Source organism: Pseudomonas sp. SR18 (genome assembly GCF_023701505.1).
In the GTDB taxonomy this organism is placed as follows: Bacteria; Pseudomonadota; Gammaproteobacteria; order Pseudomonadales; family Pseudomonadaceae; genus Aquipseudomonas; species Aquipseudomonas cyclaminis.
The window spans coordinates 118,177-144,624 of record NZ_JAMQAU010000015.1 but is presented as its reverse complement, the minus strand read 5'-3'; the positions used below and the strand labels follow the sequence as shown (position 1 = coordinate 144,624).

28 protein-coding genes and 2 pseudogenes are annotated in these 26,448 nt (G+C 57.8%); 15 read left to right on the top strand and 15 right to left on the bottom strand.

The genetic code is table 11. The annotated features are described in order from the left end of the window. Positions 1-248: 248 nt before the first annotated feature. On the top strand, positions 249-1,253 hold the full coding sequence (yejK, locus tag NDJ82_RS21180; protein ID WP_032886429.1) for a nucleoid-associated protein YejK: 1,005 nt from the start codon (positions 249-251) through the stop codon (positions 1,251-1,253). Continuing rightward, positions 1,253-1,603, top strand: coding sequence for a glutaredoxin family protein (locus tag NDJ82_RS21175; RefSeq protein WP_099584996.1), 351 nt, complete (start codon positions 1,253-1,255; stop codon positions 1,601-1,603). The genes yejK and NDJ82_RS21175 overlap by 1 nt, the downstream gene beginning before the upstream one ends. Here NDJ82_RS21175 and NDJ82_RS21170 read toward each other — a convergent pair whose 3' ends face one another. The 5 genes from NDJ82_RS21170 to NDJ82_RS21150 are packed head-to-tail and all read right to left on the bottom strand — an operon-like array spanning position 1,604 to position 5,366. Next, on the bottom strand, positions 1,604-2,581 hold the full coding sequence (locus NDJ82_RS21170; RefSeq protein WP_250926238.1) for a FecR family protein: 978 nt from the start codon (positions 2,579-2,581) through the stop codon (positions 1,604-1,606). It lies immediately after the preceding gene. Then, positions 2,578-3,156 (bottom strand): RNA polymerase sigma factor, encoded by a 579-nt coding sequence (locus NDJ82_RS21165; protein WP_112193613.1) that lies wholly within the window; start codon positions 3,154-3,156, stop codon positions 2,578-2,580. Before NDJ82_RS21165 ends, NDJ82_RS21170 begins: the two co-directional genes overlap by 4 nt. A 9-nt stretch (positions 3,157-3,165) precedes the next feature. Beyond that, positions 3,166-3,492, bottom strand: coding sequence for a DUF3325 domain-containing protein (locus NDJ82_RS21160; RefSeq protein WP_099584993.1), 327 nt, complete (start codon positions 3,490-3,492; stop codon positions 3,166-3,168). After that, the gene (locus tag NDJ82_RS21155) at positions 3,493-5,067 is read right to left on the bottom strand and encodes a PepSY-associated TM helix domain-containing protein (protein WP_250926237.1); all 1,575 of its coding nucleotides are present in this window, start codon (positions 5,065-5,067) and stop codon (positions 3,493-3,495) included. Further along, positions 5,064-5,366: a DUF3649 domain-containing protein gene (locus NDJ82_RS21150; protein WP_191958205.1), complete on the bottom strand. Its 303-nt coding sequence runs from the start codon at positions 5,364-5,366 to the stop codon at positions 5,064-5,066. The genes NDJ82_RS21155 and NDJ82_RS21150 overlap by 4 nt, the downstream gene beginning before the upstream one ends. 170 nt (positions 5,367-5,536) lie before the next feature. Between NDJ82_RS21150 and NDJ82_RS21145 the strand changes: the two genes are divergently transcribed. From NDJ82_RS21145 to fecA, 3 genes are all read left to right on the top strand, one after another. Next, positions 5,537-6,025, top strand: coding sequence for a sigma-70 family RNA polymerase sigma factor (locus tag NDJ82_RS21145; RefSeq protein ID WP_250926236.1), 489 nt, complete (start codon positions 5,537-5,539; stop codon positions 6,023-6,025). Beyond that, on the top strand, positions 6,022-6,963 hold the full coding sequence (locus NDJ82_RS21140) for a FecR domain-containing protein (protein WP_250926235.1): 942 nt from the start codon (positions 6,022-6,024) through the stop codon (positions 6,961-6,963). The genes NDJ82_RS21145 and NDJ82_RS21140 overlap by 4 nt, the downstream gene beginning before the upstream one ends. A gap of 91 nt (positions 6,964-7,054) precedes the next feature. Next, complete coding sequence (gene fecA, locus NDJ82_RS21135) at positions 7,055-9,394, top strand: TonB-dependent Fe(3+) dicitrate receptor FecA (RefSeq protein ID WP_099584988.1); 2,340 nt, start codon at positions 7,055-7,057, stop codon at positions 9,392-9,394. Here the strand turns inward: fecA and NDJ82_RS21130 are convergent, their stop codons facing one another. Beyond that, positions 9,395-10,267, bottom strand: coding sequence for a LysR family transcriptional regulator (locus NDJ82_RS21130; protein WP_099584987.1), 873 nt, complete (start codon positions 10,265-10,267; stop codon positions 9,395-9,397). 105 nt (positions 10,268-10,372) lie between these two features. Between NDJ82_RS21130 and NDJ82_RS21125 the strand changes: the two genes are divergently transcribed. Beyond that, positions 10,373-11,869, top strand: a complete 1,497-nt coding sequence (locus tag NDJ82_RS21125) for an MFS transporter (protein ID WP_250926234.1) — start codon at positions 10,373-10,375, stop codon at positions 11,867-11,869. A gap of 51 nt (positions 11,870-11,920) precedes the next feature. Here the strand turns inward: NDJ82_RS21125 and NDJ82_RS21120 are convergent, their stop codons facing one another. Together NDJ82_RS21120 and NDJ82_RS21115 are read right to left on the bottom strand one after the other, a co-directional pair. Next, on the bottom strand, positions 11,921-12,331 hold the full coding sequence (locus NDJ82_RS21120) for an HPF/RaiA family ribosome-associated protein (protein ID WP_099584985.1): 411 nt from the start codon (positions 12,329-12,331) through the stop codon (positions 11,921-11,923). Positions 12,332-12,543: 212 nt separating this feature from the next. Further along, entirely contained in the window at positions 12,544-13,491 is a 948-nt protein-coding gene (locus tag NDJ82_RS21115; RefSeq protein WP_250926233.1) for a LysR substrate-binding domain-containing protein, read from the bottom strand. Positions 13,492-13,628: 137 nt separating this feature from the next. Between NDJ82_RS21115 and NDJ82_RS21110 the strand changes: the two genes are divergently transcribed. From NDJ82_RS21110 to NDJ82_RS21100, 3 genes are all read left to right on the top strand, one after another. Further along, positions 13,629-15,005 carry an L-serine ammonia-lyase gene (locus NDJ82_RS21110; RefSeq protein ID WP_250926232.1) on the top strand — a complete coding sequence of 459 codons (1,377 nt, stop codon included), beginning with the start codon at positions 13,629-13,631 and terminating at the stop codon, positions 15,003-15,005. A gap of 60 nt (positions 15,006-15,065) precedes the next feature. Further along, entirely contained in the window at positions 15,066-16,355 is a 1,290-nt protein-coding gene (locus NDJ82_RS21105; protein ID WP_099584982.1) for a serine/threonine transporter, read from the top strand. Between the two features lie 254 nt (positions 16,356-16,609). Beyond that, a complete protein-coding gene (locus NDJ82_RS21100; protein WP_250926231.1) occupies positions 16,610-16,924 on the top strand; it encodes a DUF3509 domain-containing protein in 315 nt (104 codons plus the stop codon). On the opposite strand, the pseudogene NDJ82_RS21095 reads toward NDJ82_RS21100, so the two are convergent. The 3 genes and pseudogenes from NDJ82_RS21095 to NDJ82_RS21085 all read right to left on the bottom strand — a co-directional run. Then, positions 16,921-17,172: pseudogene (locus NDJ82_RS21095) on the bottom strand (phosphate-starvation-inducible PsiE family protein); the annotation flags it as partial. The gene NDJ82_RS21100 and the pseudogene NDJ82_RS21095 sit on opposite strands and share 4 nt — an antisense overlap. A gap of 71 nt (positions 17,173-17,243) precedes the next feature. Further along, positions 17,244-17,597, bottom strand: coding sequence for a hypothetical protein (locus NDJ82_RS21090; RefSeq protein WP_250926230.1), 354 nt, complete (start codon positions 17,595-17,597; stop codon positions 17,244-17,246). A 116-nt stretch (positions 17,598-17,713) separates the two neighbouring features. Further along, positions 17,714-18,199, bottom strand: a complete 486-nt coding sequence (locus NDJ82_RS21085; protein ID WP_250926229.1) for a surface-adhesin E family protein — start codon at positions 18,197-18,199, stop codon at positions 17,714-17,716. 131 nt (positions 18,200-18,330) lie between these two features. On the opposite strand from NDJ82_RS21085, the gene NDJ82_RS21080 reads away from it, so the two are divergent. Further along, positions 18,331-19,152, top strand: a complete 822-nt coding sequence (locus NDJ82_RS21080; RefSeq protein WP_250926228.1) for an NYN domain-containing protein — start codon at positions 18,331-18,333, stop codon at positions 19,150-19,152. A 65-nt stretch (positions 19,153-19,217) separates the two neighbouring features. Next, positions 19,218-20,585, top strand: a complete 1,368-nt coding sequence (locus NDJ82_RS21075) for a hypothetical protein (protein ID WP_250926227.1) — start codon at positions 19,218-19,220, stop codon at positions 20,583-20,585. Positions 20,586-20,616: 31 nt separating this feature from the next. Here the strand turns inward: NDJ82_RS21075 and NDJ82_RS21070 are convergent. Continuing rightward, positions 20,617-21,470, bottom strand: a protein-coding gene (locus tag NDJ82_RS21070; protein WP_085986890.1) for an IS5 family transposase whose coding sequence is annotated in 2 segments (ribosomal slippage) — positions 20,617-21,122 and positions 21,122-21,470 — 855 coding nt in all. Because the reading frame shifts where the segments join, the coding sequence is not laid out codon by codon here. A 126-nt stretch (positions 21,471-21,596) separates the two neighbouring features. Here NDJ82_RS21070 and NDJ82_RS27550 point away from each other — a divergent pair. Genes NDJ82_RS27550 through NDJ82_RS21055 form a run of 3 tightly spaced genes read left to right on the top strand, consistent with a single transcriptional unit; the run spans position 21,597 to position 24,159 of the window. Further along, positions 21,597-22,274: a response regulator gene (locus NDJ82_RS27550; RefSeq protein ID WP_017530590.1), complete on the top strand. Its 678-nt coding sequence runs from the start codon at positions 21,597-21,599 to the stop codon at positions 22,272-22,274. Next, positions 22,274-23,662, top strand: a complete 1,389-nt coding sequence (locus tag NDJ82_RS21060; protein WP_250926226.1) for a sensor histidine kinase — start codon at positions 22,274-22,276, stop codon at positions 23,660-23,662. The genes NDJ82_RS27550 and NDJ82_RS21060 overlap by 1 nt, the downstream gene beginning before the upstream one ends. Positions 23,663-23,721: 59 nt before the next feature. Next, positions 23,722-24,159: a hypothetical protein gene (locus NDJ82_RS21055; RefSeq protein ID WP_198140456.1), complete on the top strand. Its 438-nt coding sequence runs from the start codon at positions 23,722-23,724 to the stop codon at positions 24,157-24,159. Positions 24,160-24,602: 443 nt separating this feature from the next. Here the strand turns inward: NDJ82_RS21055 and NDJ82_RS21050 are convergent. The 3 genes and pseudogenes from NDJ82_RS21050 to NDJ82_RS21040 form a co-directional block, all read right to left on the bottom strand. Beyond that, positions 24,603-24,796: pseudogene (locus tag NDJ82_RS21050) on the bottom strand (transposase); the annotation flags it as partial. A 279-nt stretch (positions 24,797-25,075) separates the two neighbouring features. Beyond that, the gene (locus tag NDJ82_RS21045; RefSeq protein WP_250926225.1) at positions 25,076-25,519 is read right to left on the bottom strand and encodes a phosphate-starvation-inducible protein PsiE; all 444 of its coding nucleotides are present in this window, start codon (positions 25,517-25,519) and stop codon (positions 25,076-25,078) included. Between the two features lie 68 nt (positions 25,520-25,587). Beyond that, on the bottom strand, positions 25,588-25,908 hold the full coding sequence (locus NDJ82_RS21040; protein ID WP_352230447.1) for a phosphate-starvation-inducible PsiE family protein: 321 nt from the start codon (positions 25,906-25,908) through the stop codon (positions 25,588-25,590). Between the two features lie 247 nt (positions 25,909-26,155). Here NDJ82_RS21040 and NDJ82_RS21035 point away from each other — a divergent pair, with 247 nt between their 5' ends. Next, entirely contained in the window at positions 26,156-26,416 is a 261-nt protein-coding gene (locus NDJ82_RS21035; RefSeq protein ID WP_003171979.1) for a YebG family protein, read from the top strand. Positions 26,417-26,448: the final 32 nt, after the last annotated feature.

Genomic DNA, 26,448 nt, shown 5'->3' with positions numbered 1-26,448 from the left:
ATGCTGAATGCACGCTTAACGCCGAGACTTGGCGTAAGACGGGGCAAAACTAGCACAGAGACGGGGAAATATCCGCCTCTACCTACCCATTTGGTCAGCTTTATCGCTCTAAACCGTGAAAAAAAGGCATATGCAATGTCAGACGGCGGTCAAAACCGCCTTCGAGGCGTGTCTTGACCAATGGGTGCGGTACACTGGGCGACTTTTCGGGGAGGCCAACCGCTCCCCTTCAACCAGCCGAGAAGCCCATGCCGATCCGTCATTGCATCGTCCACCTGATCGACAAAAAACCCGACGGCACGCCCGCAGTTCTCCACGCCCGCGACTCGGAGCTGTCCGAATCCGCTGCCATCGAGAACATGCTTGCCGACCTCAACGAGAGCTACAACGCCAAACAGGGCAAGGCCTGGGGTTTCTTCCATGCCGAGTCCGGCGCGCACCCGTTCAGCGGCTGGTTGAAGGAATATTTCGAGGGTGGCCAGGATTTCACCACCTTCAGCCGCACCGCCGTCGAGCACCTGCAAAAGCTGATGGAAGAGTCCAACCTCTCCACCGGCGGCCACGTGCTGTTCGCCCACTACCAGCAAGGCATGACCGATTACCTCGCCATCGCCCTGCTGCACCACAGCGAAGGCGTGGCGGTGACCGACGAACTGGACGTGACCCCGTCGCGTCACCTGGACCTGGGCCAACTGCACCTGGCGGCGCGCATCAACGTCTCCGAGTGGCAGAACAACAAGCAGTCCAAGCAGTACATCTCGTTTATCAAAGGCAAGAACGGCAAAAAGGTCTCGGAGTACTTCCGCGATTTTATTGGCTGCCAGGAAGGCGTCGACGGCCCGGGCGAAACCCGCACGCTGCTCAAGGCCTTCAGTGACTTCGTCGAAAGCGAAGACCTGCCGGACGAGTCCGCCCGCGAAAAAACCAAGACCCTGGTGGACTACGCCAGCAGCCAGGCCAAGCTCGGCGAGCCCATGGGCCTGGAAGAATTGTCGGGCCTGATCGATGAAGATCGGCCAAAAGCGTTCTACGACCATATCCGCAACAAGGACTACGGCCTGTCGCCGGAAATCCCGGCCGATAAGCGCACCCTCAACCAGTTCCGCCGTTTCACCGGGCGCGCCGAGGGTTTGTCCATCAGCTTTGAAGCGCACCTGCTGGGCGACAAGATCGAATACGACGAGGCCGCCGGCACCTTGATCATCAAGGGTCTGCCCACCCAACTGACCGACCAGCTCAAGCGCCGTAACTGATGCTCGGCGGGGTCCTTAAAAAAGTCCTGCTGGTGTTGCTGGTGGTTGTAGTGATCCAGAACTGGGGCAAGATCGAGCGTCTCTTCAACCCTTCGCAGGTGGTTTCAGAACAGGTCCGCACCTCGGCGCGGGTGGTGCTCTATGCCACCGAGTGGTGTGGTTACTGCAAGCAGATCCGCCGCTTTCTGGATCAGAAAGGCATTCCGTACCAGGCGTTCGACATCGAGAAGGACGCCCAGGCGCGCAAGGCGTATGAGGCGTTGGGCGGCGGTGGGATTCCGTTTGTGCAGGTGAATGGGACGTTGATCCGGGATTTCAATCCCGACGCGATCATGGCCGCGCTGAAATAATCAGCGCACCACGATCACCCGCCCCAACAGGCTGTGCTGCTCAAACCCCAGCACCGCCTGCAACGCATTCAGTACTGCCTGCGGGTCTTTGCTCGGGAAGCTGCCGCTGACGCGTTTGGCGCCCAGCTCTTCGTTGAGCAACAGGATGCGGCCGGGGTAGTAACGCCCCAGATCCTTCACTACATCGGCCAGCGGCGTCTTGTAGTAATTGAGCCAGCCGTCGCGCCAGGCCAGGCGGGATTCGCTGTCCACACCATGCATCGGCTCGGCAATGCCATCGGCGTAGGCCACTTGCTGGCCGGCCGTCAAAATCTGCTGCGGGCCCTGTTTCGACGGGGTCACACCGACGCGCCCCGACAACACCGTCACTTGCGCCCCCGCCGGTTGCAGGCGCACTTCGAATTGCGTGCCAAGCACCCGCGCTTCACCGCTGCCCGCCTCCACCACAAAGGATTCGCCGGTGTGGGTCACGCTGAAAAAACCGGCACCACGCCGCAATTGGATATGCCGCTCGCCCTGGCTGAAATCCACGGCAATCGCGCTGTCGGCGTCGAGGGTGACTTTGGATTGATCGACCAGGATGATGGTCTTCACCTCCCCCGGCGCGGTCACGTAATCAGCGCCAATGTCGTCGACCCAACGAGACGGCTGCCAACCGGCGCCCATGGACACCATCAACAGCAGGCAAGCAGCCATGGCCAGGGCGCCGGACCAGCGCACTACACGCGAACGTTTGGAGGTGTTCATCGCGTTGAGATAGCCCTGCAACGCCAGGGCGTCTTCGTCGGCGAGTTTGCGTGCGGGCACTTCGCTCAACTCCCACAGCACCTGGGCCTGGGCGTAGGCCTCGACGTGTGCCGGGTCGGCGCGCAGCCAGTGGCTGAACGTCGCCTGGTCGCCGCTGCTCGGCTGATCATGCAACAGGCTCAGCCAGGCCAGCGCGGCGTGTTGCTGATCTGGCGTGGGGGTGACGTTCACGGTGCTTTCCCTGGCGTGCGTGGAGGCAATGGGTCGCGAAGGCTGGCCTTGCAGGCTTCGAGGGCACGCATCATATGTTTTTCCACGGCACTTTGGGACAACCCCATGGCCTTGGCGATTTCCGCGTATTTGCGGCCATGGATGCGGTTGAGCAGGAAAATCTGCCGCGTGCGTTCGGGCAGGCTGCGCAAGGCCGCTTCGACATGGCGCAGATCGTTGCCCGCCTCCAGTGCGGCCTGGGGTTCGCAGCCCTGGTTATCCTGCTGCTCGGGCAACCAGCCTTCGCTGCTGCGCACCCGTGCGCCTTCGCTGCGCAGATGGTCGATGGCGATATTGCCGGCGCAGCGCAGCAGGTAGGTGCTGAGCTCTTCGACCTGCACCAGCGGCCGGCGCCAGAAGCGCAGGAACAGGTCCTGCACCAGGTCAGCCGCCGTGGCGCGGCAGCCGACGCGGCGGCTCACCAAGGCTTCCATCTGCGAACGCTGGGACAGAAACACCTGCAGAAAATGCGCACGCCCACCCGTCGCATCAGTGTGCGGGCTGTCCTGGGATTCGGGTGGGGTACTGATCATCATGGCAAGGGCTCAGAGGGTGGCGAAGGCCGCAACGGGGCTGGCCAGCAGGCCGACGCCCGCCAGAATCAAGGCCAGCCTTGGCCGATACGGCAACAACAGCACCAGCAACAGGGCGCTGAGCATCAATACGGCGCACCACTGCACCAATCCCTCCCCCCAACCAGCCACACTCACGGCGGGCCAGAGCGCGACGGCAAGCAGCGACCATCCGGCCACACGCAACCCCAGGCGTCGACGGGGCGAGGGCTTGCTGTGCAGCAGTTCGCCGTGATGCCGGTCGGTGGCCAAGCACAGTGCGGTAAACCCGGCGTAGCACATCAGCAGCGCGAGGAGCATTCAGTTGGCCTCTTGCTTGAGGTTGAGCGCACGCGCCCGTTCAGCCTTGGGTTGCGCTGCCGTGCGGTGCTGCATCTTCCAGGCGGCCCAGGCGAGGAACACGCCGCTGCCCAGGCAAGTCAGGTCGAAGCCGGCCATCGCCCAGTCGCCACTGGCCAGGGACACGCCCAAATGGTGATCGGTGGTGATTGCGTTGAGCAGTGGCACGGCGACAAACATCAGCGCACCGACGCTCAATTGCTCGATCCACCCCTGGCGGCCGCGACGCACAATGGCGTGCATCAGGCTCAGGCCCCAGGCGATGAAGAACGCCTGCACTTCCCAATCGGAGCGATCGGCGAAGCTCACCGGCAGCAGACGGTTGGCCCAGAAGAACGCCGCAATGGCGATCAGCAGCCCGGACATGCTGGCGATATTGAGCACTTCCACCAGTCGCAGCTCAAAGGGCATCACACCGCTCCTGGCATGTTTGAGTTGGCGCTTGCCGAGCCAGATCACCAGCCCGGTGCCGATCATCGCCGTGCCCGCCAGGCCGCAGATAAAGTACAACCAACGCAGCACCGGCCCGGCAAAATGGCCCATGTGCAGGCCGTAGAAACTGCCGCCGACAATCGCGACCAACGATGGCCCGTCGCTGGCGCGCAACAGTTCGCCGGTGTGTCCGTTGAAGGACACGATGCTGTCGAATTCATGCACCACGCTGTCGGAACCTGCGCGGAACACATTGACCGACGCGTTGACATCACTGGGGTTGTTCACCCCGATGCGCCCCACGTGGCCGCCGTCCCAGTGCGCCCGCGCTTGCTCGTACATCGGCAGCAACGGCGCCAGTTCGCCCGGCTGGCCCGACGCCGGCGCATTGTTGGTCGCGGGGAATATTTCGTTGAAGAACGCACGGGTGTCGTTGCCATAGGAGGCCATGATCGGCGCCGGCATCACCATGCTCATAAAGATCACCAGGCTGCTGTAGGTGATCATCAGGTGAAACGGCAGCACCAGCACACCCACCGCGTTATGCCCGTCGAGCCAGGAGCGCTGGCCTTTGCGGGGGCGGAAGGTGAAGAAGTCCTTGAAGATTTTCTTGTGGGTGATGATGCCCGTGATCAGCGCCACGAACATCACCATCGCAGCGATGGTGGACAGCCAGCGGCCCCAGGGATGAGGCATTTGCAGCTGGAAGTGGAAACGGTAGAAGAAATCCCCGCCCATGCTTTCTCGGGCCTCTACGGCTTGGCCGCTGACGGGATCAAGGGTTTTGCGCATGAAATTGCCGCGCCGGCCAGGGTCGACCTTGTCTTGCCACATGACCGACAGGCCAGGGTCGCGACTGTCCGGCAGGGCGATAAACCAGCGCGCCGCTGTAGGTGCCACTTGCTGCAGGTAGTGTTGCGCGACGCTCAGGCTGCGCGCATTGTCCAGCGGATGGGCCTGCACCTCGGGTTGCATCCAGTGGGTGATCTCATCCTTGAAGTACGACAGGGTGCCCGTGAGGAAAATGGCAAACAGCAGCCAGCCGAAGATCAAGCCCGCCCAGGTGTGCAACCAGGCCATGGCCTGGCGGAATCCCTCTTTCATGTGCGCGCCATCCACAAGCCTAAGCCCGCCAGCGCGGCAAATGCCGCGCTCGGCAACATTACGCCAAACCAGGCGCGCCACGCCGTACGGCAGGCGAAGCACCAGAGCACCGCCAGCAGATAGAACACAAATGAACTCATCATCCCGGTGATCACGGCATCGGCGCGGGACGTCGGCATCCACAATGCCAGGCAGATGGCGGCGAGCGAGGCCATGAGGTAGCCGCCGACCACGGCGGCCAGCACGCGGGACGTGACAGCCAGGCGGTACAGCGCGGAAAGTGAAGTTTTGCTTTTCATGCGGGAGGCGCCAGGTTCATCAGCGCGCAATATTAATGATAAATATTCTCATAAGCAAAACAGAACGGATGAATCACCTGCCCTGACGGATTGCCGAACGGTGTCACGAGCCATACAATGCGAACAATTCTTGTTCTCTAAAGCATGTCGATGCTTGTGGAGTGTTTGCGTTGAGCCCGTCCAACACCGTCGAAGTTCTGTACAACGACCATCACCACTGGCTCACCGGCTGGTTGCGACGCAAGCTCGGCTGCCCGGAAAGTGCTGCCGACCTGGCGCAAGATACGTTCATCCGTGTACTCACGGCACGGGAAACGCCCCCGCTGGTCGAGCCGCGCGCCTTTCTCACCACTATCGCCAAGCGCGTGCTGTTCAACTTCTACCGCCGTCAGGACCTTGAACGCGCCTACCTCGACGCCCTGGCGCAGATGCCCGAACACGTGGCACCGTCGGAAGAAGAACGCGCAATCATCCTGCAAACCCTGGTCGAACTGGACCAATTGCTCGACGGCCTGCCCACCCAAGCCAAACGCGCCTTCCTGCTGGCCCAACTCGATGGCCTGACCTACGCGCAGATTGGCGCTGAACTGGGCATCTCCATCGCTACCGTCAAACGCCACCTGAATAAAGCGGCCCTGCGCTGCTACTTTGCCCTATGAATTTTTCCACTCAAGTTGCCGAACAGGCCGTGCACTGGCTGATGGAAATGCAGCAAGGCGCACTCAATCCTCGCCAGCAAGCCGCCTGGCAGCGCTGGCTGAATGCCCACAGTGAGCACCAGCGCGCCTGGGACCATATCCAGCGCGTCAACCAGCGCCTGCGCGGCATGCCCTCGCCCCTGGCCCATGCCGCATTGAACGCGCCGACCTCCACCAGCCGGCGCCAGGCGCTCAAGCTGCTGCTGATCCTCGGCGCGGGCTCGGCCGCCGCCTGGAGCCTGCGCCAGCAACATATCCTGCCGCCCCTGACCGCCGACTACCGCAGCCCCGTGGGCCAGCGACGCAAGGTGCAATTGGCCGACGGCAGCCAGCTGCAGCTCAACACCGGCAGCGCGGTGGATGTGCATTTCGATGGCCAGCAGCGACTGATCCGCCTGCTCGAAGGCGAGATCATGCTGAGCGGCAGCGCCGGCAACGCCCCTTTGCGCGTCCTTACCGGCCAGGGCCTGCTCAGCAGCCAGGCGGCGCAACTGAACGTGCGCCAGTTCAACGACCACACCCAGTTGGCGGTGCTCGACGGCCAGGTCGAGGTGATGCCCAACACCTACAGCGGCCTGCCGTTGAGCGTCGAGGCCGCGCATCAAGTCAACTTCACCCGCAAAGGCTGGGATACCCCACGCCCCACCGACGCCAACAGCGGCGCGTGGGCCGACGGCATGTTGGTGGCCGCCCATATGCGCCTGGAGGACTTCCTCGACGAACTGGGCCGCTATCGTCGCGGCCAGGTCAATTGCGACCCGCAGGTCGCCAACCTGCTGATCTCCGGCAGCTACCCGCTGGACAACAGCGAACGCATTCTTGACCTGCTGGAAGTCAGCCTGCCGGTCAAAGTGCGGCGCTTTACCCGCTACTGGGTGACGGTCCAGGCGCGCGCCTGAAATTATTTTGCAAACCTGTGAGCCGTTTTCCACCCCTCGCGTGACAGAGAAGGAAAGCCACCTTGATCCTTCCTTCTCAGGACCGCTCTTCATGCCCCAGCAGCCGACCCTAATCGCCCGCACCCTGCGCCACTTGTTACTGGGCGCCAGCCTCAGTTTCGCGGTATTGCCTTCTGTGATGGCGGCCGACGCGAAGCCTTATCACATTGCCCCGACGTCGCTGGAAGCGGCCCTGAACCAGTTTGGTCGCGAAGCCGGCGTGTTGATTTCCTTCGGCTCCGAAGTCACTGCAGGCATGCAGAGTCGTGGGCTGTCTGGCAATTACAGCACCGCCGAAGGCCTGCAAAAACTGCTGGAAGGCACCGGCCTGCAAGCCCGCCCTGAAGGTGACAACGCTTTCAGCCTGCAACCGGAAAAAGCTCCGGCTACGGTAGAGCTGGCGACGTCCAGCGTGGTCGGCGATTGGCTCGGCGACGCGGCACAAACCAATGTGTTCGAACATCCCGGCGCCCGTGATGTGATCCGCCGCGAAGCATTCGAACGCCAGGGCGCCACCCAGGCCAAGGACGTGCTCAACCGCATCCCCGGCGTCAACGCCCCGGACAACAACGGCACCGGCAGCCACGACATGGCGCTGAACTTCGGCATTCGTGGCCTCAACCCGCGCCTGGCGTCGCGCTCGACCGTGCTGATGGACGGCATCCCGGTGCCCTTCGCGCCGTATGGCCAGCCGCAACTGTCCTTCGCGCCGATCAGCATGGGCAACATGGACGCGGTGGACGTGGTGCGCGGCGGCGGCGCGGTGCGTTACGGCCCGCAGAACGTCGGCGGCGTGGTCAACTTCGTAACCCGCGCGATCCCGGATGCGCCCACGGTCAAAGGCGGCTTGCAGACGGAAACCAGCCCGTCCTCCAGCCACGACGGCTTCAAGACCACCGGCAACCTGCTGGCCGGCGGCACCGCCGAGAATGGCCTGGGCGGCGCGATCCTGTACTCCGGCACACGGGGCGGCGACTGGCGGGAAAACAGCGACACGCGCATCGACGACCTGATCCTCAAGGGCAAATACCAGCTCGACGACGCCAACAGCTTCAACGCGATGGCGCAGTACTACGAAGGCCAGGCCGACATGCCCGGCGGCTTGAACGTGGCGGACTACAAAGCCGACCCGTACCAGTCCACCCGCCCCTACGACAAGTTCTGGGGCCGCCGTACGATGTTCAACGTCGGTTACCGCTACGAGCAGGATCGCCGCGAATTCACCGCGAATACTTTCTTCACCAAGACCCTGCGCAGCGGCTACCTGGACCAGGGCACGTTCCTTTCGCTGTCGCCACGCGAATATTGGGTACGCGGCCTGGAAACCCGCTTCGCCCAGGGTTTTGACCTGGGCCCGACCAGCCATGAAGTCGGCGTCGGCTACCGCTATATCAACGAAGCCGGGCATGAACTGCGCTACCGCACGCCGATTTCGGCCAACAACCAGCAAATCCCCAGCACCGACAGCCGCAACGACCGCGACACCCGTGGTGGCACCGAGGCCAATGCTTTTTTCGTCGATGACCGGATTGATATCGGCAAGTGGACGATCACCCCGGGCATTCGCTACGAGATGATCGAGTCCCAGCAGAGCAACAACCTGACCAACGTCCAATACAAGGGTGACTACAACACCGCGCTGCCGGCGTTGAACGTGCTCTATCACCTCACCGACAGCTGGAACCTATACGCCAATACCGAAGGTTCGTTCGGCAGTGTGCAATACAGCCAGATGCCCAACCGCGTCACCAGCGGTGAAGTCAAACCGGAAAAAGCCCGCACCTGGGAACTCGGCACCCGCTACGACGACGGCACCTTGCGCGCAGAGATCGGCGCGTTCCTGATCAACTTCGACAACCAGTATGAAAGTAACCAGACCAACGACTCGGTAATCGCCCGTGGTGAAACCCGCCACCAGGGCATCGAGACCAGCGTCAACTATGCCCTCGACGGCTTGAGCCCGGCGCTGGCCGGCTTCGATGTGTACGCCACCTACGCCTACGTCGACGCCACCATCCGCGAAGACGGCCCGAACAAAGGCAACCGCGTGCCCTTCTCGTCCAAGCACAAAGGCACCCTCGGCGTGGGCTACACAGAAGGCCGCTGGAAGCTCAACCTGGACAGCAGCTACCAGAGCAGCCAGTTCGCCGACAACGCCAACACCCAGGCCGAAAGCGCCAACGGTGCCAACGGCCGCATCCCCGGCTACATGCTGTTCAGCAGCCGCGCGGGCTACGACTTCGGCCCGCAACTGTCGGATCTGAATGTGGCAGTGGGCGTGAAAAACATCTTCAACACCCAGTACTTCACCCGCTCGTTCGACGACAACAACAAGGGCAAATACGTGGGTGAGCCGCGTACGGTGTATGTGCAGACGTCTATCGCGTTCTGATCAACTGCCCGCCAGGCACGACGGTGTGCCGGCCACCAAGGCGTCGATGGCACAGCGCGTCTTGGCCGGCATATGGGTTGCCGTGGGCCAGATAACATGGATCGGTGAAGGCTGCTCGCGGTAGGCGGGCAATACGGCTTCCAGTTGTCCGCGCAGCACATAGTGCGCAACCAGCCAACTCGGCAACCAGGCCAGGCCCACGCCCGCGATAGCGGCGTCGGCCACGGCCTGGAGGTCGTCCATCAGCAGCGGGGAGACCACGCGGGAACGGTGTGGGGTATTGCTGCGGTAGGCGATGCCTCGGTGGCCGGCGAGGTCGTCGATGGATGCAATCGGCCCCACACGCTGCAAATACGCCGGTGCAGCCGCCAGGCACACGGACTGTTCACCCAGGCGTCGCGCGCTCAGGCGATCGGTGTCGGGCAGCGGGCCGATTCGCACGGCCACGTCGAAGCCTTCCTGGGCCAGATCCACCAGCCGGTCGGCGAAGCAGATCTCGATCTCCAGTTCTGGATAACGCGCCATCAAGCCCCACAGGGCGGGCGCCGCGTAGTGATGCCCGAACGCCAGCGGCAAGCTCACCCTCAAGCGTCCGCGTGGTTGTTGGCGACCACTTTCCAACACCGATTCGGCCGCCTCCAGTTCTGCCAGTGCGCGCAGGCAATGTTCGTAGTAGGCCTGACCGTCTTCGGTGAGCCGTTGGCGACGGGTCGAACGCTGCAACAGGCATGTGCCAAGCCGCGCTTCCAGCCGCGCCAACCCTTTGCCCACCGCCGAGCGCGTGAGATTGAGCCGTTCGGCGGCCTCGGTCAGGTTGCCGCTTTCGACGATCTGCAAAAAGAGTTCAACGCCATCAAATCGTGGTGTGGCCATGCTGTAATTGTCGCCCTTGAGTCCCTTATCCAAAGAAAACTTATCACGAATAAAGAAATGGATTCCCCTGAGAATAATTCCGTCGTTTATCCACAGGAGAATCCCATGCCACCCGCCGCCACGTTATCGGCCGCCAGCACGCCCAGTCATGCCAGAAACAACCTGGCCCTCACCGCCGTGTGCCTGGTGGCGCTGATGTTCGGCCTGGAAATTTCCAGCGTGCCGATCATCTTGCCTACGCTCGAACAGCAACTGGGCACCGGTTTCCAGGACGCCCAATGGATCATGAACGCCTACACCCTGGCCTGCACCAGCGTGCTGATGGCGGCCGGCACCTTGGCCGACCGTTTTGGCCGTCGACGCATGCTGGTGCTGTGCCTGTGGGTATTCGCCCTGGCCTCGCTGGCGTGCGGGTTGGCCGACAGCGCCGCCACGCTGATTGTGGCGCGGTTTGTCCAGGGCATTGGCGGTGGGGCGATGATGATTTGCCAGTTCGCCATCCTGTCGCACCTGTTCCGCGAACCGGCGGCTCGGGCGCGGGCGTTTGCCATATGGGGTGTGATTGCCGGCGCGGGCCTGGGCTTCGGGCCGATGATCGGCGCGTTGATCCTGGCCGTGGCGGATTGGCGCTGGGTGTTCCTGGTGCATGTGCCACTCACGCTGTTCACCTGGGTACTGCTGCGCGTCAGCGTGGAAGAATCCCGCGACCCGGCTGCCCATCGCCTCGATATCGCCGGCATGCTGACGCTGACGCTGTCGGTGTTTGCACTGGTCTACTTCATCACCCAGGGCAGCGAAAATGGCTTTGTGCCGGGTTGGGCGGGCTTGTCGCTGGCTGCGTTGCTGTTGTTTGTCGTGATCGAGCGGCGCAGCGCGCACCCGATGTTCGACTTCGCGGTGTTTCGCATCCGGCGCTTCAATGGCGCATTGATGGGCTCGATTGGCATGAACTTCAGCTTCTGGCCGTTCATGATCTACCTGCCGTTGTACTTCCAGGCCGGCCTGGGTTACGACACGTTGACCACCGGCGCAGCCCTGCTCGCCTACACCTTGCCGACCCTGCTGGTGCCGCCGCTGGCCGAGCGCCTGGCCCTGCGCTACGGCGCCGAACGCATCATCCCTTTGGGCCTGGGCCTGATGGGCGCAGGGTTTCTGGCCATGGCCGCCGCCAATATCGCCGAACACCCGAGTATCGGGCTGATACTGGCCAGTTGCGTGATGGCCGGCGTGGGCCTGGCGCTGACCAACTCGCCCACCACCAATACCACCACAGGCTCGGTATCGGCCGACCGCGCAGGCATGGCGTCGGGTATCGACCTCAGCGCAAGGCTGATTACCCTGGCAATCAATATCGCGCTGATGGGCCTGGTGGTGTTGCTGGGTATCAGCCATCAACTGGCAGAGGTGATGCCGGCGAGCACTGCATTGGAATGGCCAACCATCAGTCAGGGCATTGCAGCGGGCAAGTTGGAATTGCCAGGACTGACAGCTAACGATGCCCAGGCGGCACTGCGCAATGGCGCCGGTTGGGCGATGCTGTTCGCGGGGTTGGGGGCTGGCGGACTGGCATTGCTGAGCCGGTATTTTTTCCGACGCAGCTAAACGAAAACGGGCCTGCAAATGCAGGCCCGTTTGTAGGGGATGAAAAATCGGTCAGCCGTTGATCACAGCGTTTTCGTTTTCCAGGAATTCCTGTTCCAGTGCGTCTTCATTCACTTTGTTGATTGGCTGGTTTTTCCCGGCAGCGCGTGGCTTGCCTTGCAGTCGGCCAAACAGATGTTCCAACGCGTGGTCCAGTTTGGTGGCCGCGCTGTCGATCGCCTGTTCCAGGGTATCGCCCTTGGCGGACACCGACAGTGGCTGGTGACCTTTAGGCCGCGCTTCCAGGCGGCAACTCAAATCGTGGGGGCCGGGCTTGTCGCCGTTCTCATCCCGCAGGTAGACCTCAACACGAGTCAGGTCTTCTTCATAACGTTCGAGCGTGCTCTCAATGGTAGTACGTACCCACTCCTCCAGTCGGATGCTGCTTTCAATATGGTTATCGCTATTGACTTGGATTTGCATAGTTCTTCCCTTATTTCAGCTAGCTCGCGAGAGGTCACAACTGCGACACCGGGGTGGTGAAACCATGACCTCTTGATTACACAATTGAGCAGCCAGAGAAACAATTCAACCCCTTTGCAAAGATAAATCCTACATTACAAATTAAGCCTGACGACGAGCAAAAACGCTGTTAGGGTGGGGAGTTAGTTACATCTTCTTACGCTCTGTAAACGTCACAATTGCCCGTCTCCCAACGGGTGCAATCCGCGAAAAATCCCCGCTTCCTCTACCAGCCAGTCATGCACCGCCCGCACGCCCGGATGGTTCAGCGCGCCCGGCGCGTAGAGCAATACGTAACGTTTGTGATTGGGCACGGCCAGGCCGAACGGCACGATCAAGGTGCCGCGCTCCAGCTCATCGTTAAGCAAGGTACGCCGTGCAATGGCCACACCCATGCCGGCGATCGCGGCTTCGATGGTCAGGTGGTTGCGGTTGAAGGTATGGCCGCGACGAACATCAGCGTGGTGGTAGCCGATAGCGTTCAGGTAAAACTCCCACTCGGCGTACTCATAACTCCCACGCCAGGCGGTGATGTCGTGCAGCAAAGGGAAATGCACCAGGTCGGCCGGCCCGTGCAGCGGCGGGCGGCCGCGCAACAGGCTCGGCGCGCACACCGGAAATATCTGCTCATCCAGCAGGGCTGTGGATAACAGGCCGGGGTAGCTGCCGTCGTTCAGGTCGATGGCCAGGTCGAAGTCGCCCTCATGCAGGGCGATGCTGCTGTCCTCGGCGACCATGCGCAACTGGATGTCCGGAAAGCGTTGCTGCAAGCGCGGCAAGCGCGGGGTCAGCCACTTGCCCAGGAACGACGGAATCGAGCGCAGGCGCAAGGTGCCGCTGATCATCCCCGCATCCAGCCGCTGCAACTCCGCATCAATGCTGCCGTAAGCCTCCCCCACGGTCGCCGCCAAGCGCTGGCCCTCGGCACTCAGCTCCACTCCCCGAGCCCGTCGATGGAACAGCCGAAAGCCCAAACGCTCCTCCAATTGACGGATTTGCTGGCTCACCGCCCCCGGCGTGATGTGCAGTTCTTCGGCACAACGGGTGAACGACAGATGCCGTGCAGCACAGGAAAACACGTGCAGCCAGACGTAAGTCTGACCATGAAGCGGGCGGGCCATAGGGTTTAGTCCTGCTAAAGGGTGTCTTAGGATAATTCGTTGGTCAGTGCCGATCCAGAGGCTCAGTATCGCGCCAATTGCGCTCGTCCTACAAAACATGGCAGCGATTCCTACTCCATTGCTTGTAAGGGTTTAGCATGGCTATCAGTGTTTTTGATCTATTCAAGGTCGGTATCGGCCCGTCCAGCTCCCATACCGTCGGCCCCATGCGGGCAGCGGCGACCTTCGCCCAAGCCCTCAGCGACCAGCAAGTGCTCACCGAAACCCGACGGGTGGAAGTGCGTCTGTACGGCTCGCTCTCCGCCACTGGCGTTGGCCATGCCACCGACCGCGCCTGCGTGATGGGGCTGATGGGCGAATGGCCGGACCGTGTCGACCCCACCTCGATCAACACACGTATCCAGCAATTGCGCGAGTCCGGCCGCTTATCGCTGGCCGGCACCCAGGACATTGCCTTCAACTGGCGCACCGATCTCCTGCTACTCGACGAAAGCCTGCCCTACCACCCCAACGCCATGTCCCTGCACGCCTATGGCGACAGCGGCCTGCTCAGCGAGCAAACGTACTACTCGGTGGGCGGCGGTTTCATCATCGAAGCGGCTGAGGCGGCGTCAGGCATCGCGCCGACCAGCGATGTGCAGTTGCCCTATGACTTTTCCAGCGCCGTCGAACTGCTGGCCTTGTGCAACAAGCACGGCCTGCGCGTCTCCGAACTGATGATGGCCAATGAACGCGCGTGGCGCAGCGACGAAGAAATCCGCAGCGGCCTGCTGCATATCTGGTCGGTGATGCGCGAATGCGTGGAGCAAGGCCTGCGCGATGAAGGCATCTTGCCTGGTGGCCTGGATGTGCCACGCCGTGCTGCGAAACTGCACCGCAGCCTGTTGGAAATCGGCAAACCCAACGTCATCACCTCGACCTTGTCGGCCATGGAATGGGTCAACCTGTTCGCCCTCGCCGTCAACGAAGAGAACGCCGCCGGCGGGCGCATGGTCACGGCCCCCACCAACGGCGCGGCGGGGATCATCCCGGCGGTGCTGCATTACTACATGAAGTTCAACGCCGACGCGTCCGACGACGATGTGGTCAATTTCTTCCTGGCTGCCGCCGCCGTCGGCATCCTGTGTAAGAAAAACGCCTCAATCTCCGGCGCCGAAGTCGGCTGCCAGGGCGAAGTCGGCTCGGCCTGTGCCATGGCCGCCGCTGGCCTCGCCGACATCCTCGGCGCCACACCCGAGCAACTGGAAAATGCCGCCGAAATCGGCCTGGAACACAACCTCGGCCTGACCTGCGACCCGGTCGGCGGCCTGGTGCAAGTGCCGTGCATCGAGCGCAACGCCATCGCGGCGGTCAAGGCCATCAACGCCACGCAAATGGCCCTGCGCGGCGATGGCAAACACTTCATCTCCCTCGACCGCGTGATCCGCACCATGCGCGATACCGGCGCCGACATGCATGACAAATACAAAGAAACTTCACGGGGCGGCCTGGCCGTGAGCTGGGTGGAGTGCTGAGGAGCACCCCCTGACCGCCCCAACGTGAGCCCGCGCAAAAATAATAACGAGGCAATAACGATGACCGATGTACGTACACCTGCTGCCGAAAATCCTGTTGAAGTAGAAAATACCGTAACCACCGGCTGGACCAAACACGACACCACCTGGATGCTTGGCCTCTACGGCACCGCCATCGGCGCGGGCACCCTGTTCCTGCCGATCAACGCCGGCGTCGGCGGTTTCTGGCCGCTGATCGTGCTGGCGCTGCTGGCCTTCCCGATGACCTTCTTCGCCCACCGTGGGCTGACGCGCTTTGTGCTGTCAGGCAAATCCGGCGACATCACCGAAGTGGTCGAAGAACACTTCGGCGTCGGCGCGGGAAAGCTGATCACCTTGCTGTATTTCTTCGCGATCTTCCCGATTTTGCTGGTCTACAGCGTGGCGCTGACCAATACCCTGGGCAGTTTCATGGAGCACCAGTTGCACATGACGCCGCCGCCACGGGCAATCCTGTCGTTAGTGCTGATCCTCGGTCTGATGGCCATCGTGCGCTGCGGCCAGGGCGTGATCGTCAAGGCCATGAGCGTGCTGGTGTACCCGTTCGTCGCCGCCCTGCTGTTACTGGCATTGAGCCTGATCCCCAACTGGAACGGCGCATTTTTCGCCTCCGCCAGCGAAGGCATGCCGCTGCCCATCTTCTTCAAGACCCTGTGGCTGGCGATCCCGGTGATGGTGTTCTCGTTCAACCACTCGCCGATCATCTCCGCATTCGCCGTCGACCAGAAACGCGTGTACGGCCCGCAGGCCGAGCGCAAAAGCAGCGGCATCCTCGCCACCGCCCACGGCATGATGGTGCTGACGGTGATGTTCTTCTGCTTCAGCTGCGTACTGGCACTGTCACCGGCGGACCTGGCGGCGGCCAAGGCCCAGAACATTTCCATCCTGTCGTACCTGGCCAACCACTTTCAGACGCCCGTGATTGCCTACGCCGCGCCACTGATTGCACTGGTGGCCATCACCAAATCCTTCCTCGGCCACTACATCGGCGCCAGCGAAGGCTTCCAGGGCTTGATCGTCAAATCCCTGCGCGGGCGTAACCGCTCCATGTCGGCCAAGTGGCTGGAACGCAGCACCGCACTGTTCATGGTGCTGACCTGCTGGGCCGTGGCCACCTTTAACCCAAGCATCCTGGGCATGATCGAAACCCTGGGCGGGCCGATCATCGCGTGCCTGCTGTTCCTGATGCCGATGTACGCGATCCGCCGCGTGCCAGCTTTGCGCCAGTATTCGGGCCAAGTGTCGAATGTGTTTGTGGTGGTGATCGGGTTGATTGCGCTGTCTGCGATCGTTTTCTCCGTACTGCCCTGAAATAGCCCACGGACTCAGCACAACCCAAATCAAATGTGGGAAGGGGCTTGCCCCCGATAGCAGTCTTTCAGCCAAGCATCTATTGGCTGACACACCGCTATCGGGAGCAAGCCCCTTCCTACATTGCGTGTACGGCACGCCCCTTGCTGTACAGCTTCTGAGGGAAACGGACTTTGGCCGGTGGTCAGGAGACGCGAACTAATCCCGATACCGGTCGTCAATGACTGCATGTTCTTATCAGGCGGTAACGCACCATGGACAATCCTTTTCAGATCATCACCGACACCTTTACCCCAGCCTACCGGGTCAACCTGAGTATCCAACGGCTGGACGGCAGCATCATGCTCACCCTCTCGAATGAGGATGGCGTGGTCGCCAAACGCATGATCAGCGCCGAACAACGCAACGACCCGCAACGACTCAAACGCCTGGTGCAGAGCATCCAGTTCGGCATTGCCATCGAGCAGGGCCACAGCGCCATGGAGATCCTGGCGGTGATGACAGATGGCGATCACCAATTGTTGCAACGACCGCCCACCCGCACCCTGCCCTTCAGCGTCGGGCTTTAAAGCTCGCCCTTCTCGGTTTCCAGGCTCGTCTGGCCCTTGCGGCGCGGGCCTTCGACCTTCACCGACGGGAACGCCGACGAAGCGTAGCGCACCACCAGAATCGCGAACGCCAACAGCAAAATCCCACCGCACAGGTAGATGATGCCTACGTCCGGCGGGTTGTGATGGGACACGTTGGAGATCAACAGACGGGTCAGCGCAGTGATCGCCACGTAGATCAGGAAGCGTACGGGCATGTGGTTGGTCTTGACGACACCGAAAGCCTGCGCTGTCACAAAAAAAAGACCTTAAAAACTCACAAAGCCCCGAAAGGGGATTTTTATTTCAGGTGCTCGTCCAGCCATAGCTTAAACTCTGGATCGTCGTCATCTGACGAATCTGATTGGTTAGTGTGCAGTGTTCCAGCAGCAGCCATTTTTATATTTATGTCGATCTTCCGCCTTAACTCTTTGATTTTTTTTGACCACTGCTCATCTGTAGGCTCATTCCCTTCTGGAAGGTATCGCTGAATGACCCACTCAGCAGACAGGTAATGGTCCGCAGCAGTGAATGAGCCCGGGGACTTGCTCTCAAGATAGGCTTTCTTATCTGCAAGCTCAGTAGCAGACCACCGACGAAAAGCCTCCTCTTTTTCCAGCCCGAACATACTCTTCAACCTGTCGATGATCCCCATCCCCTTCCCCCTCTTTGAATCAGACCAATAACAACCTCAGAACATAATTCTGAACACATTCAGAGCAGAATCTGAAAACGCTCAGAACAGATTCAGAAATGATTCTGAATGAAATCTCAATTTCCCCGTTTGCAGAACTGCTTGTTCAGCCCCTCGCCAATCGAGTCAGGAAACGGGCGTGTCCATTTCGCGCTCTCATTGTCCGACTGCGTAATCACCTCACCCTCAAAACTGTAATCAATCGACTGAGTGATCCTCGACGTGCCTCTCGCACAGTTGATCTCGTAATAGCTAACACTGCTCTCAGTCTTCGAACGCTTCTCGCTTTCACAGATGACTGAATCCGCTGGGCTACGAGCAAAGGCATTGCCACGGCAGATGGGTGGTAGCGGAGAGTCGATTTTGAACCAAACCTCATACCGCCCAGCTTCCGTGCGGACAGCCCCTTTCGTAGAAACGGTCTGGTGATTCGCGCCTTTGAAGACCTCGTGCCATGTATCCGAGGCTTGGAAATCCTGAGCGCTCTTTGGCGTGTCAGCGCCCATGGCCGTCACTGGCAACACTACGGCGCAGACGATGATGAAGGTGCGGGTAACGGTCACTGGCAGTCCCTGCAGAGTGAATGAGGACTGGCATCATCCCAGCGGCTGATCAAGGCAGCAAGCAACCTTGCCGCTCATACTGGCCTGATGACATAGTGACAGCTCGGAAAAACACTGATAAGGGATGAGCTGTGGAGTCGAAACGGATAGCGCTGCTGATTGATTGTGACAACGTTAGCCATGCAGCCATCGGCGGTGTGCTCGACGAGCTTGCCAAATACGGCATGGTGAACATCAGGCATGCCCACGGCAACTGGAGTTCTCCAAACCTCGCAGGGTGGGTCGAGAAGGTTCACCCTTACGCCATCCGGCCTATGCAGCAGTTCGCTTTCACGAAGGGCAAGAACGCCACTGACTCAGCGATGATCATTGACGCAATGGACTTGCTATACAGCAAGAACGTCGATGCTTTCGCACTCATGACCAGCGACAGCGACTTCACACCACTCGTGCTGCGCCTCCTCGAAAGCGGGTTGCCAGTGTATGGCTTTGGCGAGAAGAAGACTCCTAAGCCGTTCGTAGATGCTTGCTCGCAGTTTATCTACACCGAGAACCTGATGACCGACGATCAGGAGAAGGCTGCAGAGGGTGAGCCACCCAAATCGACGAAGCGCTCTCGCAACGAGCTGCGAAGCGATACATCTCTCGTGCGATTGCTCAGAACTGCTGCAGAGAAAACCGCCGATGATGCTGGGTGGTCGCATCTCAGCCAGGTTGGGGAATTCATACGCAACAACAGCTCCTTCTCAGCGGTGAACTATGGCTACCGGACGTTGGGCGACCTCATTCGCACGTCAGAGCTTTCGAGATCGATATGCGTCATGGCGGCACAGCCATGTTCATCAGGAACCCGCGCAAACCAGCCGCAGCAACGCACCATCAACACGAGTCCAGCACATCGTAGAGCGTCGGCGTTTGTGCCGAGTTCTGAACGCTTTCATATTTGGTTCTGAACACACTATGAGAATTTTCAAACTCCATTCGAAACAGAATCTTATTTATATTCAGGAAAGCCGTAATGAAATTCATTGACGATATTTTGGAGTCAATATCTGGAAGCACGAGAACAAAAATTGAAGATCCATTCATTGGCGCTTTCATTGGCTCGTGGCTAATTTGTAATTGGGATAGCTTAGCGCTGCTGGTATGGGGAGAGGGAACCGCCACAGATCGAATTGCAGCCATTAGCAAGCACTACCACGAACTGAAGATATTCGAATTCAACTCACTCGTGGCAATCCCCCTGTTCATGACAGCTCTATTTATATTTGCCTTTCCTTGGGTGTCATGGGTTTTGAAATCTATACTGAAATACGCCAACGAGCGCCTGCACGAACAAGCGGTAGCGATAGAAATCAGTAAGGTTGAGCGGCAGGAAGCTCTAAACAAAAAAAGACTTTTAGCTGATCCCGAGAAGAAATTCTTGGAAGAGAACGTCAGCTTAGACATTGAACGTCGAAAAGAAGTTATTGAGCAACTGAAACTCAGATCGGCTCGATTCAAGGAAAAAGCTGATGCAGCGGCCTCGGCAGCAGCTGAAGCGAAAGCTGCGTTAGAGGTTACTGCGGCTGCAGCCGCAGAGACGAAAAGTCGCGCAAGTCAGGCTGCACTCGACGAGGAGAAAAGGCAAGCAAATGCAGAGCTTGAAAAACAACGCTTCAGCTTAGCAAGCGCGCAGCTAAAATCAGCACAAGCATCAAACCGGTTTCCTTCCGCTTATGCTCTTATGCAAACGTTAGAAGAAAGCCTCAAAAATGACGATATTTATTTATCATTGGAAGGACTTGGAGAAATTGTAGCAATGATTTTCGGCTACAAAAGCTTCAACACGCTCGTGCATGACGAGAATTTCAATAACAAAACCTTGGCACAGGTTGCATACATCTATTATGACCGAGATGAATTTGCAACGACTCTGGAAACCATCGCCCAAAACGAAGGGTCCAGAAACGAGGACTTGGACGCTGAATCGCTATTCGACCATGTGATCTCGATCTTCGACAATCTTGATTTTAAATTGCTCCCAAAAGATGAAATCGAAGAAGTCTGCCGAGAAGTATGTAACAACATGCGATATGATTTACTGAATAGCGAGGAGCTCTCAGGCCCAATCGCTGAGTCGGATACTATTTTCGATGAGGTTGAGATTGACGACCTGGAAGACATCACCTTTGAAAATGGGCTGAGTGTTACTTTTTCTGGCACAGCAAGTGGAAACCACAGAAAAGAATATGACGTTTCTGGACGCGATATAGAATTAAGCATCGAAATTAAAGGTGCATTATTGGTCGGCACCAAAGGATTAGGTGAGCTGGAGCTTGGTGAAGTGTCAGCCAATCTGGTTGATTACGACTATGAGCTAGAAAATGAGGCTGATGAAGGTTGAGCAATTTTCAATCTCGATATTTGAATCAGATCTAGGGTTTGTCTGAAAAGTCAGCCCGCAAGCATTTCTCGATACAGGCCAGTGTAACCATGGCTTTGAAGCTGCTCGCCAGTTTTTCGTATCGCGTACAGAGCCGACGTTTTTCTTTGAGCCAACTGAACAGCCGTTCGATCACGTTGCGCTTTTTATATTGTGGCCTGTCGAACAGTCGAGGCAGGCCTGGTCGAGGCTTGCGATGCATCTTGCGCAAGGGAATGATCGGCTGCATGCCGTAGCGGTCACAGTACTGACGCAGTATCTGGCTGTCATAGCCCTTGTCCGCCAGTACACATCGGCAACGCTTACGCGGACGACCCTTGCTGCCTGGCAGGCTGATCTGTTCCAGTAGCGGCATGAAATAGCGCGAGTCGGCTTCTTGACCGGGCGACAACATGACAGCCAGGGGGAAGCCATGGCTGTCGCAGGCGAGATGTATTTTGGTGGTCAATCCGCCTCGGCTACGGCCTAGGCAGTGGTGTTGCGGTTCTTGCGGGCCCCTTTTTTTCCAGCACCGCTGGCCGCTCGGGTAGCTCGAATCGATGTCGAATCGACCATCCAGGTATTCAGATCGATAAAGCCATCTTCGCACAAACGAAGGTGTAAATGGCGCAGAACCTGCTCAAAAGTGCCGTTGTCACGCCATTGTCGGAAACGCTGGTAAACGGTCTTCCAAGGCCCAAAGCGCTCTGGAAGATCTCGCCATTTGGCACCAGAGCACAAAATCCAGAAGATTCCGTTAAGCATCTGGCGGTCATCGCGCCTTGGCCGCCCCATGTGTTGAGGAGGAGAAACGATGGCTTCGATCATCGCCCAACGCTCAGATGAAATTTCATAGCGGCCTGTCATGACGGCCCTCTTGGCAATCAGAGGGCATCATTTTAGCCAAAGAGACTTTTCAGACAAATCATAATAGATTTCCTAATATATTTTTTCTTCAGACGTTCTTCATTCACTTTTGATAACGTAACTATTGTGAAAATTCTCCTAATCGAAGACGACCTGGATCTCGGCAATGGCGTTCGTATCGCACTTGCAGATCAAGGGTTAGATGTCATATGGGTTCGCCGAAAAGTAGATGCGTTGCATCAGCTCGATGTCTGCGTGCCAGAACTTGTGCTACTCGACCTCGGACTGCCCGACGGTGACGGCATGAGCCTGGTAGCATGCTTACGTCAGCAGTTCAGGGGGATCCCCGTCATCATCCTGACTGCAAGAGGCACTCTGCAAGATCGCCTGTGTGGGCTCGATGCGGGTGCAGACGACTATCTGGTAAAACCATTTGTTCTCGCCGAGTTGTTGGCTAGGGTGAGAGCACTGGCCCGACGCAGTTACGGTTTTCAAAATGAGGTGATAGAAATTCGAGGATTATTTCTTCATATGCCGACTCGTCGCGTGACAGTTAGTGGACGTAATGTTGATTTAACGGCAAGTGAATACGCCCTGCTTGAAATTTTAATGATGCGCGCTGACCGCGTGCTTACACGACGTTTTCTGGAGGAAAGGCTATTCGGCGCGAAAGAAAATATGAGTAATCCGCTGGATGTGCATATGGGAAATTTGCGTCGCAAAATCGGCGAAGGCTATGTGCGAACGGTGCGGGGTGTGGGGTATGTCATTGATACCGCTACAATTCAGAAAGGGATTGGTTGATGCGAAATTTTTGGCTCAACTTGAAAACTCCAACGCTTGTAAGACGAATTATATTCGCCCAGATGCTACTACTTACACTGCTTTGGTGTCTTTTTCTGACCTACATTTTGTGGGAGAACTTGCGAAGCCCCTCTATGCTCACGGGTAGCAATACTTACGAAACCATTCTTACATTAGTTAAGCGCATGGATGATCGCCCGCAGGACCTCACTACCGTGCTGGAAAAGTTCAGCGAAGCATTGCAGGAAGGTTATGGCGGAGGTGAAGATCCCAAACTGTCAATCAGCCTCATTGTTCGTAAGAATAGAAAGATAATTTATTCATCTGATGGTGCTCCGACAGGAGTAACAAATAGCAGGTATGGAGAAATTCAGAGCATTCAGAGTGAGGGGCGCAGCTGGAATAGCCGTACTCTCAAATCAGGGAACTCCGACGCGGAGGTAACACTTATTACCCCTGCCGGAGGCTGGAACTTCTTCATATACCTGAACTCTCGTGGATACTACATATTGCCGCTGCTGGTGTGCATTCCTTTTCTTTTTTTTCCCGCATGGCTATCAGTCCGTATTGCAATGCGCCCTTGGAGCAAGGTGATAAATGGTATTTCTTTGCGAACTTTAGAAGATCTCTCCCCCTTAAAAGAAGGACCAAAGCAGATAGAGCTTCGCCAAATGGTGGACGCGACTAATCTATTTCTTGCCAGAGTGCGAGCAAGTTCTGAGAGGGAACGGGTTTTCATTGCAGATGCCGCTCATGAGCTGCGTACTCCCCTGGCTGCAATGCGAATCAATGTTGAGGCTTTGCAGTCCTATGTAAGCAGCACTAATCAACAGGAGCTGCTTGCAGGGATTATTCGCAGCAATAGCCGTGCTGCGCGTCTCGTCAATCAGTTATTGCTGCTGATGCATAGCGAAGCAAGCATCGACACTGTTATGGAGGCTGTGCCGCTGACGACCCTCATACAAGAGCAAATGGCTGCGCTGGCCCCCCTAGCGGCTGAGCGTAGGATTGAACTTGAATTCTACTCTGATGGTGAAAGCTGGATCAATGGCATCAGGGAACGCCTTATGTCGCTGATTGATAACTTAATTGAAAATGCCGTGAAGTACAGCCCTGAGGGCGGACGCGTTGAGGTAGATGTGCGATCACTTGATAAATCTACTCAGCTACGTGTCTCAGATGCAGGCCCTGGCATTCCATTTGAATTAAGGGCGCGAGTCTTCGATAGGTTTTTTCGCGAACCCAATCAAATGCAAAGCGGCAGCGGACTGGGGCTCGCAATAGTCAAAGCGGTTGCACTGCAACACAACAGCAACGTATGGCTAAGTACATCTGCAGAGGGTGGACTCCTGGCGACTGTTGATTTTCCAAAACACAATTCCGACTGAAAAAGCATGATTTGATGCCTGCCCGGCGGAGGGCCCATACCAGAACAATGGAGTTGAAATTGAAATATTTATCCTTGCCTATACTATTCTTTTCTATCTCAATCAGCGGGTGCGCTATAACCGTCAGCGAATTAAAAAGTAGTCATTCATCTTATGACGGCAGCTTCACTAGCGAGAAGACGCCCTCCGATACTTATCGAAACTTAAGACTAATGGCAAGACAATGCCTGGAACATGAGACATATACAGGAAAGCCGGTCATCGTATTAAGCGAGTTTAGTGATGAGCGCAGTGAAGGTGAGATCAATCAAAAGCTCCTTTCGGAAGGACTGTTGATTAACAACGCCCTAATTGAAATAGAAAGACATGATGCGAACAAAGCACAGGTCAGGTTGTACACAACAAAGAGCATCTTGAGTGTCGGTGCTAGATCGCCGAAGATAAGTGATATCAAGCGCTGGGCTGACGGTGATATAAATTGCGCTAACGAACTCTAGTTCATGCCGTGAGTACTCCAAGTACTATTGGAAAAATCCCGCATAATCGTTCAATCTGCTTTTATAGGTCAACGGCGACATATGCAATGAGCCGTTTGCCAGTCGCCTGCATAGAGTCGATGCAGCGAGGAGCCGACTTGTCGCTTAGGAGTAGTGGGCCTAAATGTAGGTAGCATTCTATGGTTGGGTGTTTGAATGCTTCAGGGTATCGGACGGAGCCGTAAAGCTCGATCGCAATATGCTCTGAATAATGGTGACCGATTGGCCAAGTGTCGGTAGGCGTGGCCATGCTGAAAGACCATTGTTGGCGCTGGAGCGAGATTGATCCAGTTGCTGATATTTAGCTGACCCGGGCTGTTGTGACGTAAACGATCATTGGCTCTGGGTAATTCGCGAGCTGACCGGGTAAGCGTCCCGTCCGCAACAGCGGCAATCCGTCATCAGCGGTCACAAACAGTCTTCCAAGGCCCAAAGCGCTCTGGAAGATCCCGCCATTTGGCGCCCGAGCACAATATCCAGAAGATACCGTTAAGCATCTGACGGTCATCGCGCCTTGGGCGTCCCATGCGTTGAGGAGGGGAACGATGGATTCGATCATCGCCCAACGTGCAGATGAGATTTCATATCGGCCTGCCATAACGGCCCTCCCAGCAACCAGAGCACGTCATCTTAGCCAAAGCGACTTTTCAGACAAACCCTAGTAGCCTGATGGCGTATGCTCACGCAACAGCGGCATTGGATCAATCGGAGCCTTGTAGCCCCAAGCACGCCACAGGTTCACCTCTTCGCCTGTGCTACGGATGTGTGCCTGAATCGCTCCCCTCGCCTGCATCTGAGCCCTCCTGACCCCGTAGCATATGCTTGATACGTTCGAAAAAAAGCCGCTCGAAAGCGGCCTGAATCATTTAGTGGGCTGTCAGTCTGTCTTCTCTTGCACTGACGGGAACCGGGCCGAGGCATATCGCACTACGAGAATCGAAACGGAAAGGAGCACTACACCACCCGTGAGGTAAAGAATGCCCTCGTCCGGGGACTTATGATGCGACACGTCACTAATCAGCAGACGAATCAAAGCCGTAACGCCAATGTAGAGAAGAAAGCGCAATGGCATATGGTTTGTGCGGAAATAAATTCCGCTCATAGCCAGCAGCTCGAGATAGATGAACAGCAGCAGAATGTCATCGACGCTGATTTTGTCTTGATGGAGCATGTCAATGAAGGTGGTGATGCCCGCGTGGACCGTGATCGCCCCGATCCCGAAAAGCGCAAGGTAATGGAACAGCTCAACCCCCAAGTTCCCAAGGCTGTTTGCCCCAGCATGAACCCTTACGCGCATCCGATCCGCCCATTTCATATCCACTCTCCCCGCACACGCCGAAACCGGCAGAAAAAATCAACACAGCAATTTAGAACTACGAAAAAGGAAATCTACGCCATAACCCAATGATCTCTCTGAGTTTTGAAGATATTCTTGCACTGCAAAAAAATGTTAGTTACAGGATGGTTGGTCTTGAAGTAAATTCCGACCATGGCGCCCAATTCCAGATAGATGAACAGCAGCAAGATGTCATCGATCTTGATGTGTCCGTTCTCCAGCATCCCCAGAAACTCCATCACCGCCGCCCAGGCGGTTACCGCACCAATGGCGAACAGCGCCAGGTAGTGGAACGACTCCACGAACAGATTGCCCAGCGACTCAGCCAGCCCATGGACTTGCAGACGCAGCTTTTCGGCCCAGTTGATTTTCACGAGGGTACTTCCTTAGGTCGACTCGACCGGATAATGCGGGTTGGACGTGACGGTTGTTCTGCATGCAGAAAAAAGGCCAGCACTGGCATGAGATGATGGCGGGGTGATATGAGGCACGCCAAACCTGTATTTACGGGCTACATTAAAAAACTGCTACCCAAACCCCACGGTTTGGCTTACCCTTTTCGCTGTATATAAATACAGTAGTCGCAAAAGACAACTATCGTGAAGGCATGTGAGGTGGTGAATGGCCGTCGAAGTGGTATACCGCAGCAGCCGAGATCTGGAGCGTTTGTTCATGGATAAAGCCGAAGCTGACCGTCATGACAAAATGCTTGAACTCGCTGAGTTGCTGGCAGAAGTGTTGCAAAAAGCCGTGCCGTCCCTGAGCGAGCAGCAGGTGGAAGAAGCCGGGATCTACATGGCGAAAAATCGCGATGTGTTTGCCAAGGCCTTCAAGAGCCAGCCGGACGCGTTGTCCGAGTTGCTCAACGCAGCGGCGGAATAAAGCCCGAATTGAACAGGCCCTGAATCATTGGT

Excerpts from the sequence above, each read along its gene's own strand:
- NDJ82_RS21035 (WP_003171979.1), top strand. The coding sequence starts at position 26,156 with ATGGCCGTCGAAGTGGTATACCGCAGCAGCCGAGATCTGGAGCGTTTG.
- fecA (WP_099584988.1), top strand. The coding sequence starts at position 7,055 with ATGCCCCAGCAGCCGACCCTAATCGCCCGCACCCTGCGCCACTTGTTA.
- NDJ82_RS21090 (WP_250926230.1), bottom strand. The coding sequence starts at position 17,597 with ATGGGGATCATCGACAGGTTGAAGAGTATGTTCGGGCTGGAAAAAGAG.
- NDJ82_RS21175 (WP_099584996.1), top strand. The coding sequence starts at position 1,253 with ATGCTCGGCGGGGTCCTTAAAAAAGTCCTGCTGGTGTTGCTGGTGGTT.
- NDJ82_RS21140 (WP_250926235.1), top strand. The coding sequence starts at position 6,022 with ATGAATTTTTCCACTCAAGTTGCCGAACAGGCCGTGCACTGGCTGATG.
- NDJ82_RS21100 (WP_250926231.1), top strand. The coding sequence starts at position 16,610 with ATGGACAATCCTTTTCAGATCATCACCGACACCTTTACCCCAGCCTAC.
- yejK (WP_032886429.1), top strand. The coding sequence starts at position 249 with ATGCCGATCCGTCATTGCATCGTCCACCTGATCGACAAAAAACCCGAC.
- NDJ82_RS21075 (WP_250926227.1), top strand. The coding sequence starts at position 19,218 with ATGAAATTCATTGACGATATTTTGGAGTCAATATCTGGAAGCACGAGA.
- NDJ82_RS21120 (WP_099584985.1), bottom strand. The coding sequence starts at position 12,331 with ATGCAAATCCAAGTCAATAGCGATAACCATATTGAAAGCAGCATCCGA.
- NDJ82_RS21160 (WP_099584993.1), bottom strand. The coding sequence starts at position 3,492 with ATGCTCCTCGCGCTGCTGATGTGCTACGCCGGGTTTACCGCACTGTGC.
- NDJ82_RS21110 (WP_250926232.1), top strand. The coding sequence starts at position 13,629 with ATGGCTATCAGTGTTTTTGATCTATTCAAGGTCGGTATCGGCCCGTCC.
- NDJ82_RS21105 (WP_099584982.1), top strand. The coding sequence starts at position 15,066 with ATGACCGATGTACGTACACCTGCTGCCGAAAATCCTGTTGAAGTAGAA.
- NDJ82_RS21155 (WP_250926237.1), bottom strand. The coding sequence starts at position 5,067 with ATGAAAGAGGGATTCCGCCAGGCCATGGCCTGGTTGCACACCTGGGCG.
- NDJ82_RS21115 (WP_250926233.1), bottom strand. The coding sequence starts at position 13,491 with ATGGCCCGCCCGCTTCATGGTCAGACTTACGTCTGGCTGCACGTGTTT.
- NDJ82_RS21130 (WP_099584987.1), bottom strand. The coding sequence starts at position 10,267 with ATGGCCACACCACGATTTGATGGCGTTGAACTCTTTTTGCAGATCGTC.
- NDJ82_RS21150 (WP_191958205.1), bottom strand. The coding sequence starts at position 5,366 with ATGAAAAGCAAAACTTCACTTTCCGCGCTGTACCGCCTGGCTGTCACG.
- NDJ82_RS21060 (WP_250926226.1), top strand. The coding sequence starts at position 22,274 with ATGCGAAATTTTTGGCTCAACTTGAAAACTCCAACGCTTGTAAGACGA.
- NDJ82_RS21125 (WP_250926234.1), top strand. The coding sequence starts at position 10,373 with ATGCCACCCGCCGCCACGTTATCGGCCGCCAGCACGCCCAGTCATGCC.
- NDJ82_RS21165 (WP_112193613.1), bottom strand. The coding sequence starts at position 3,156 with ATGATGATCAGTACCCCACCCGAATCCCAGGACAGCCCGCACACTGAT.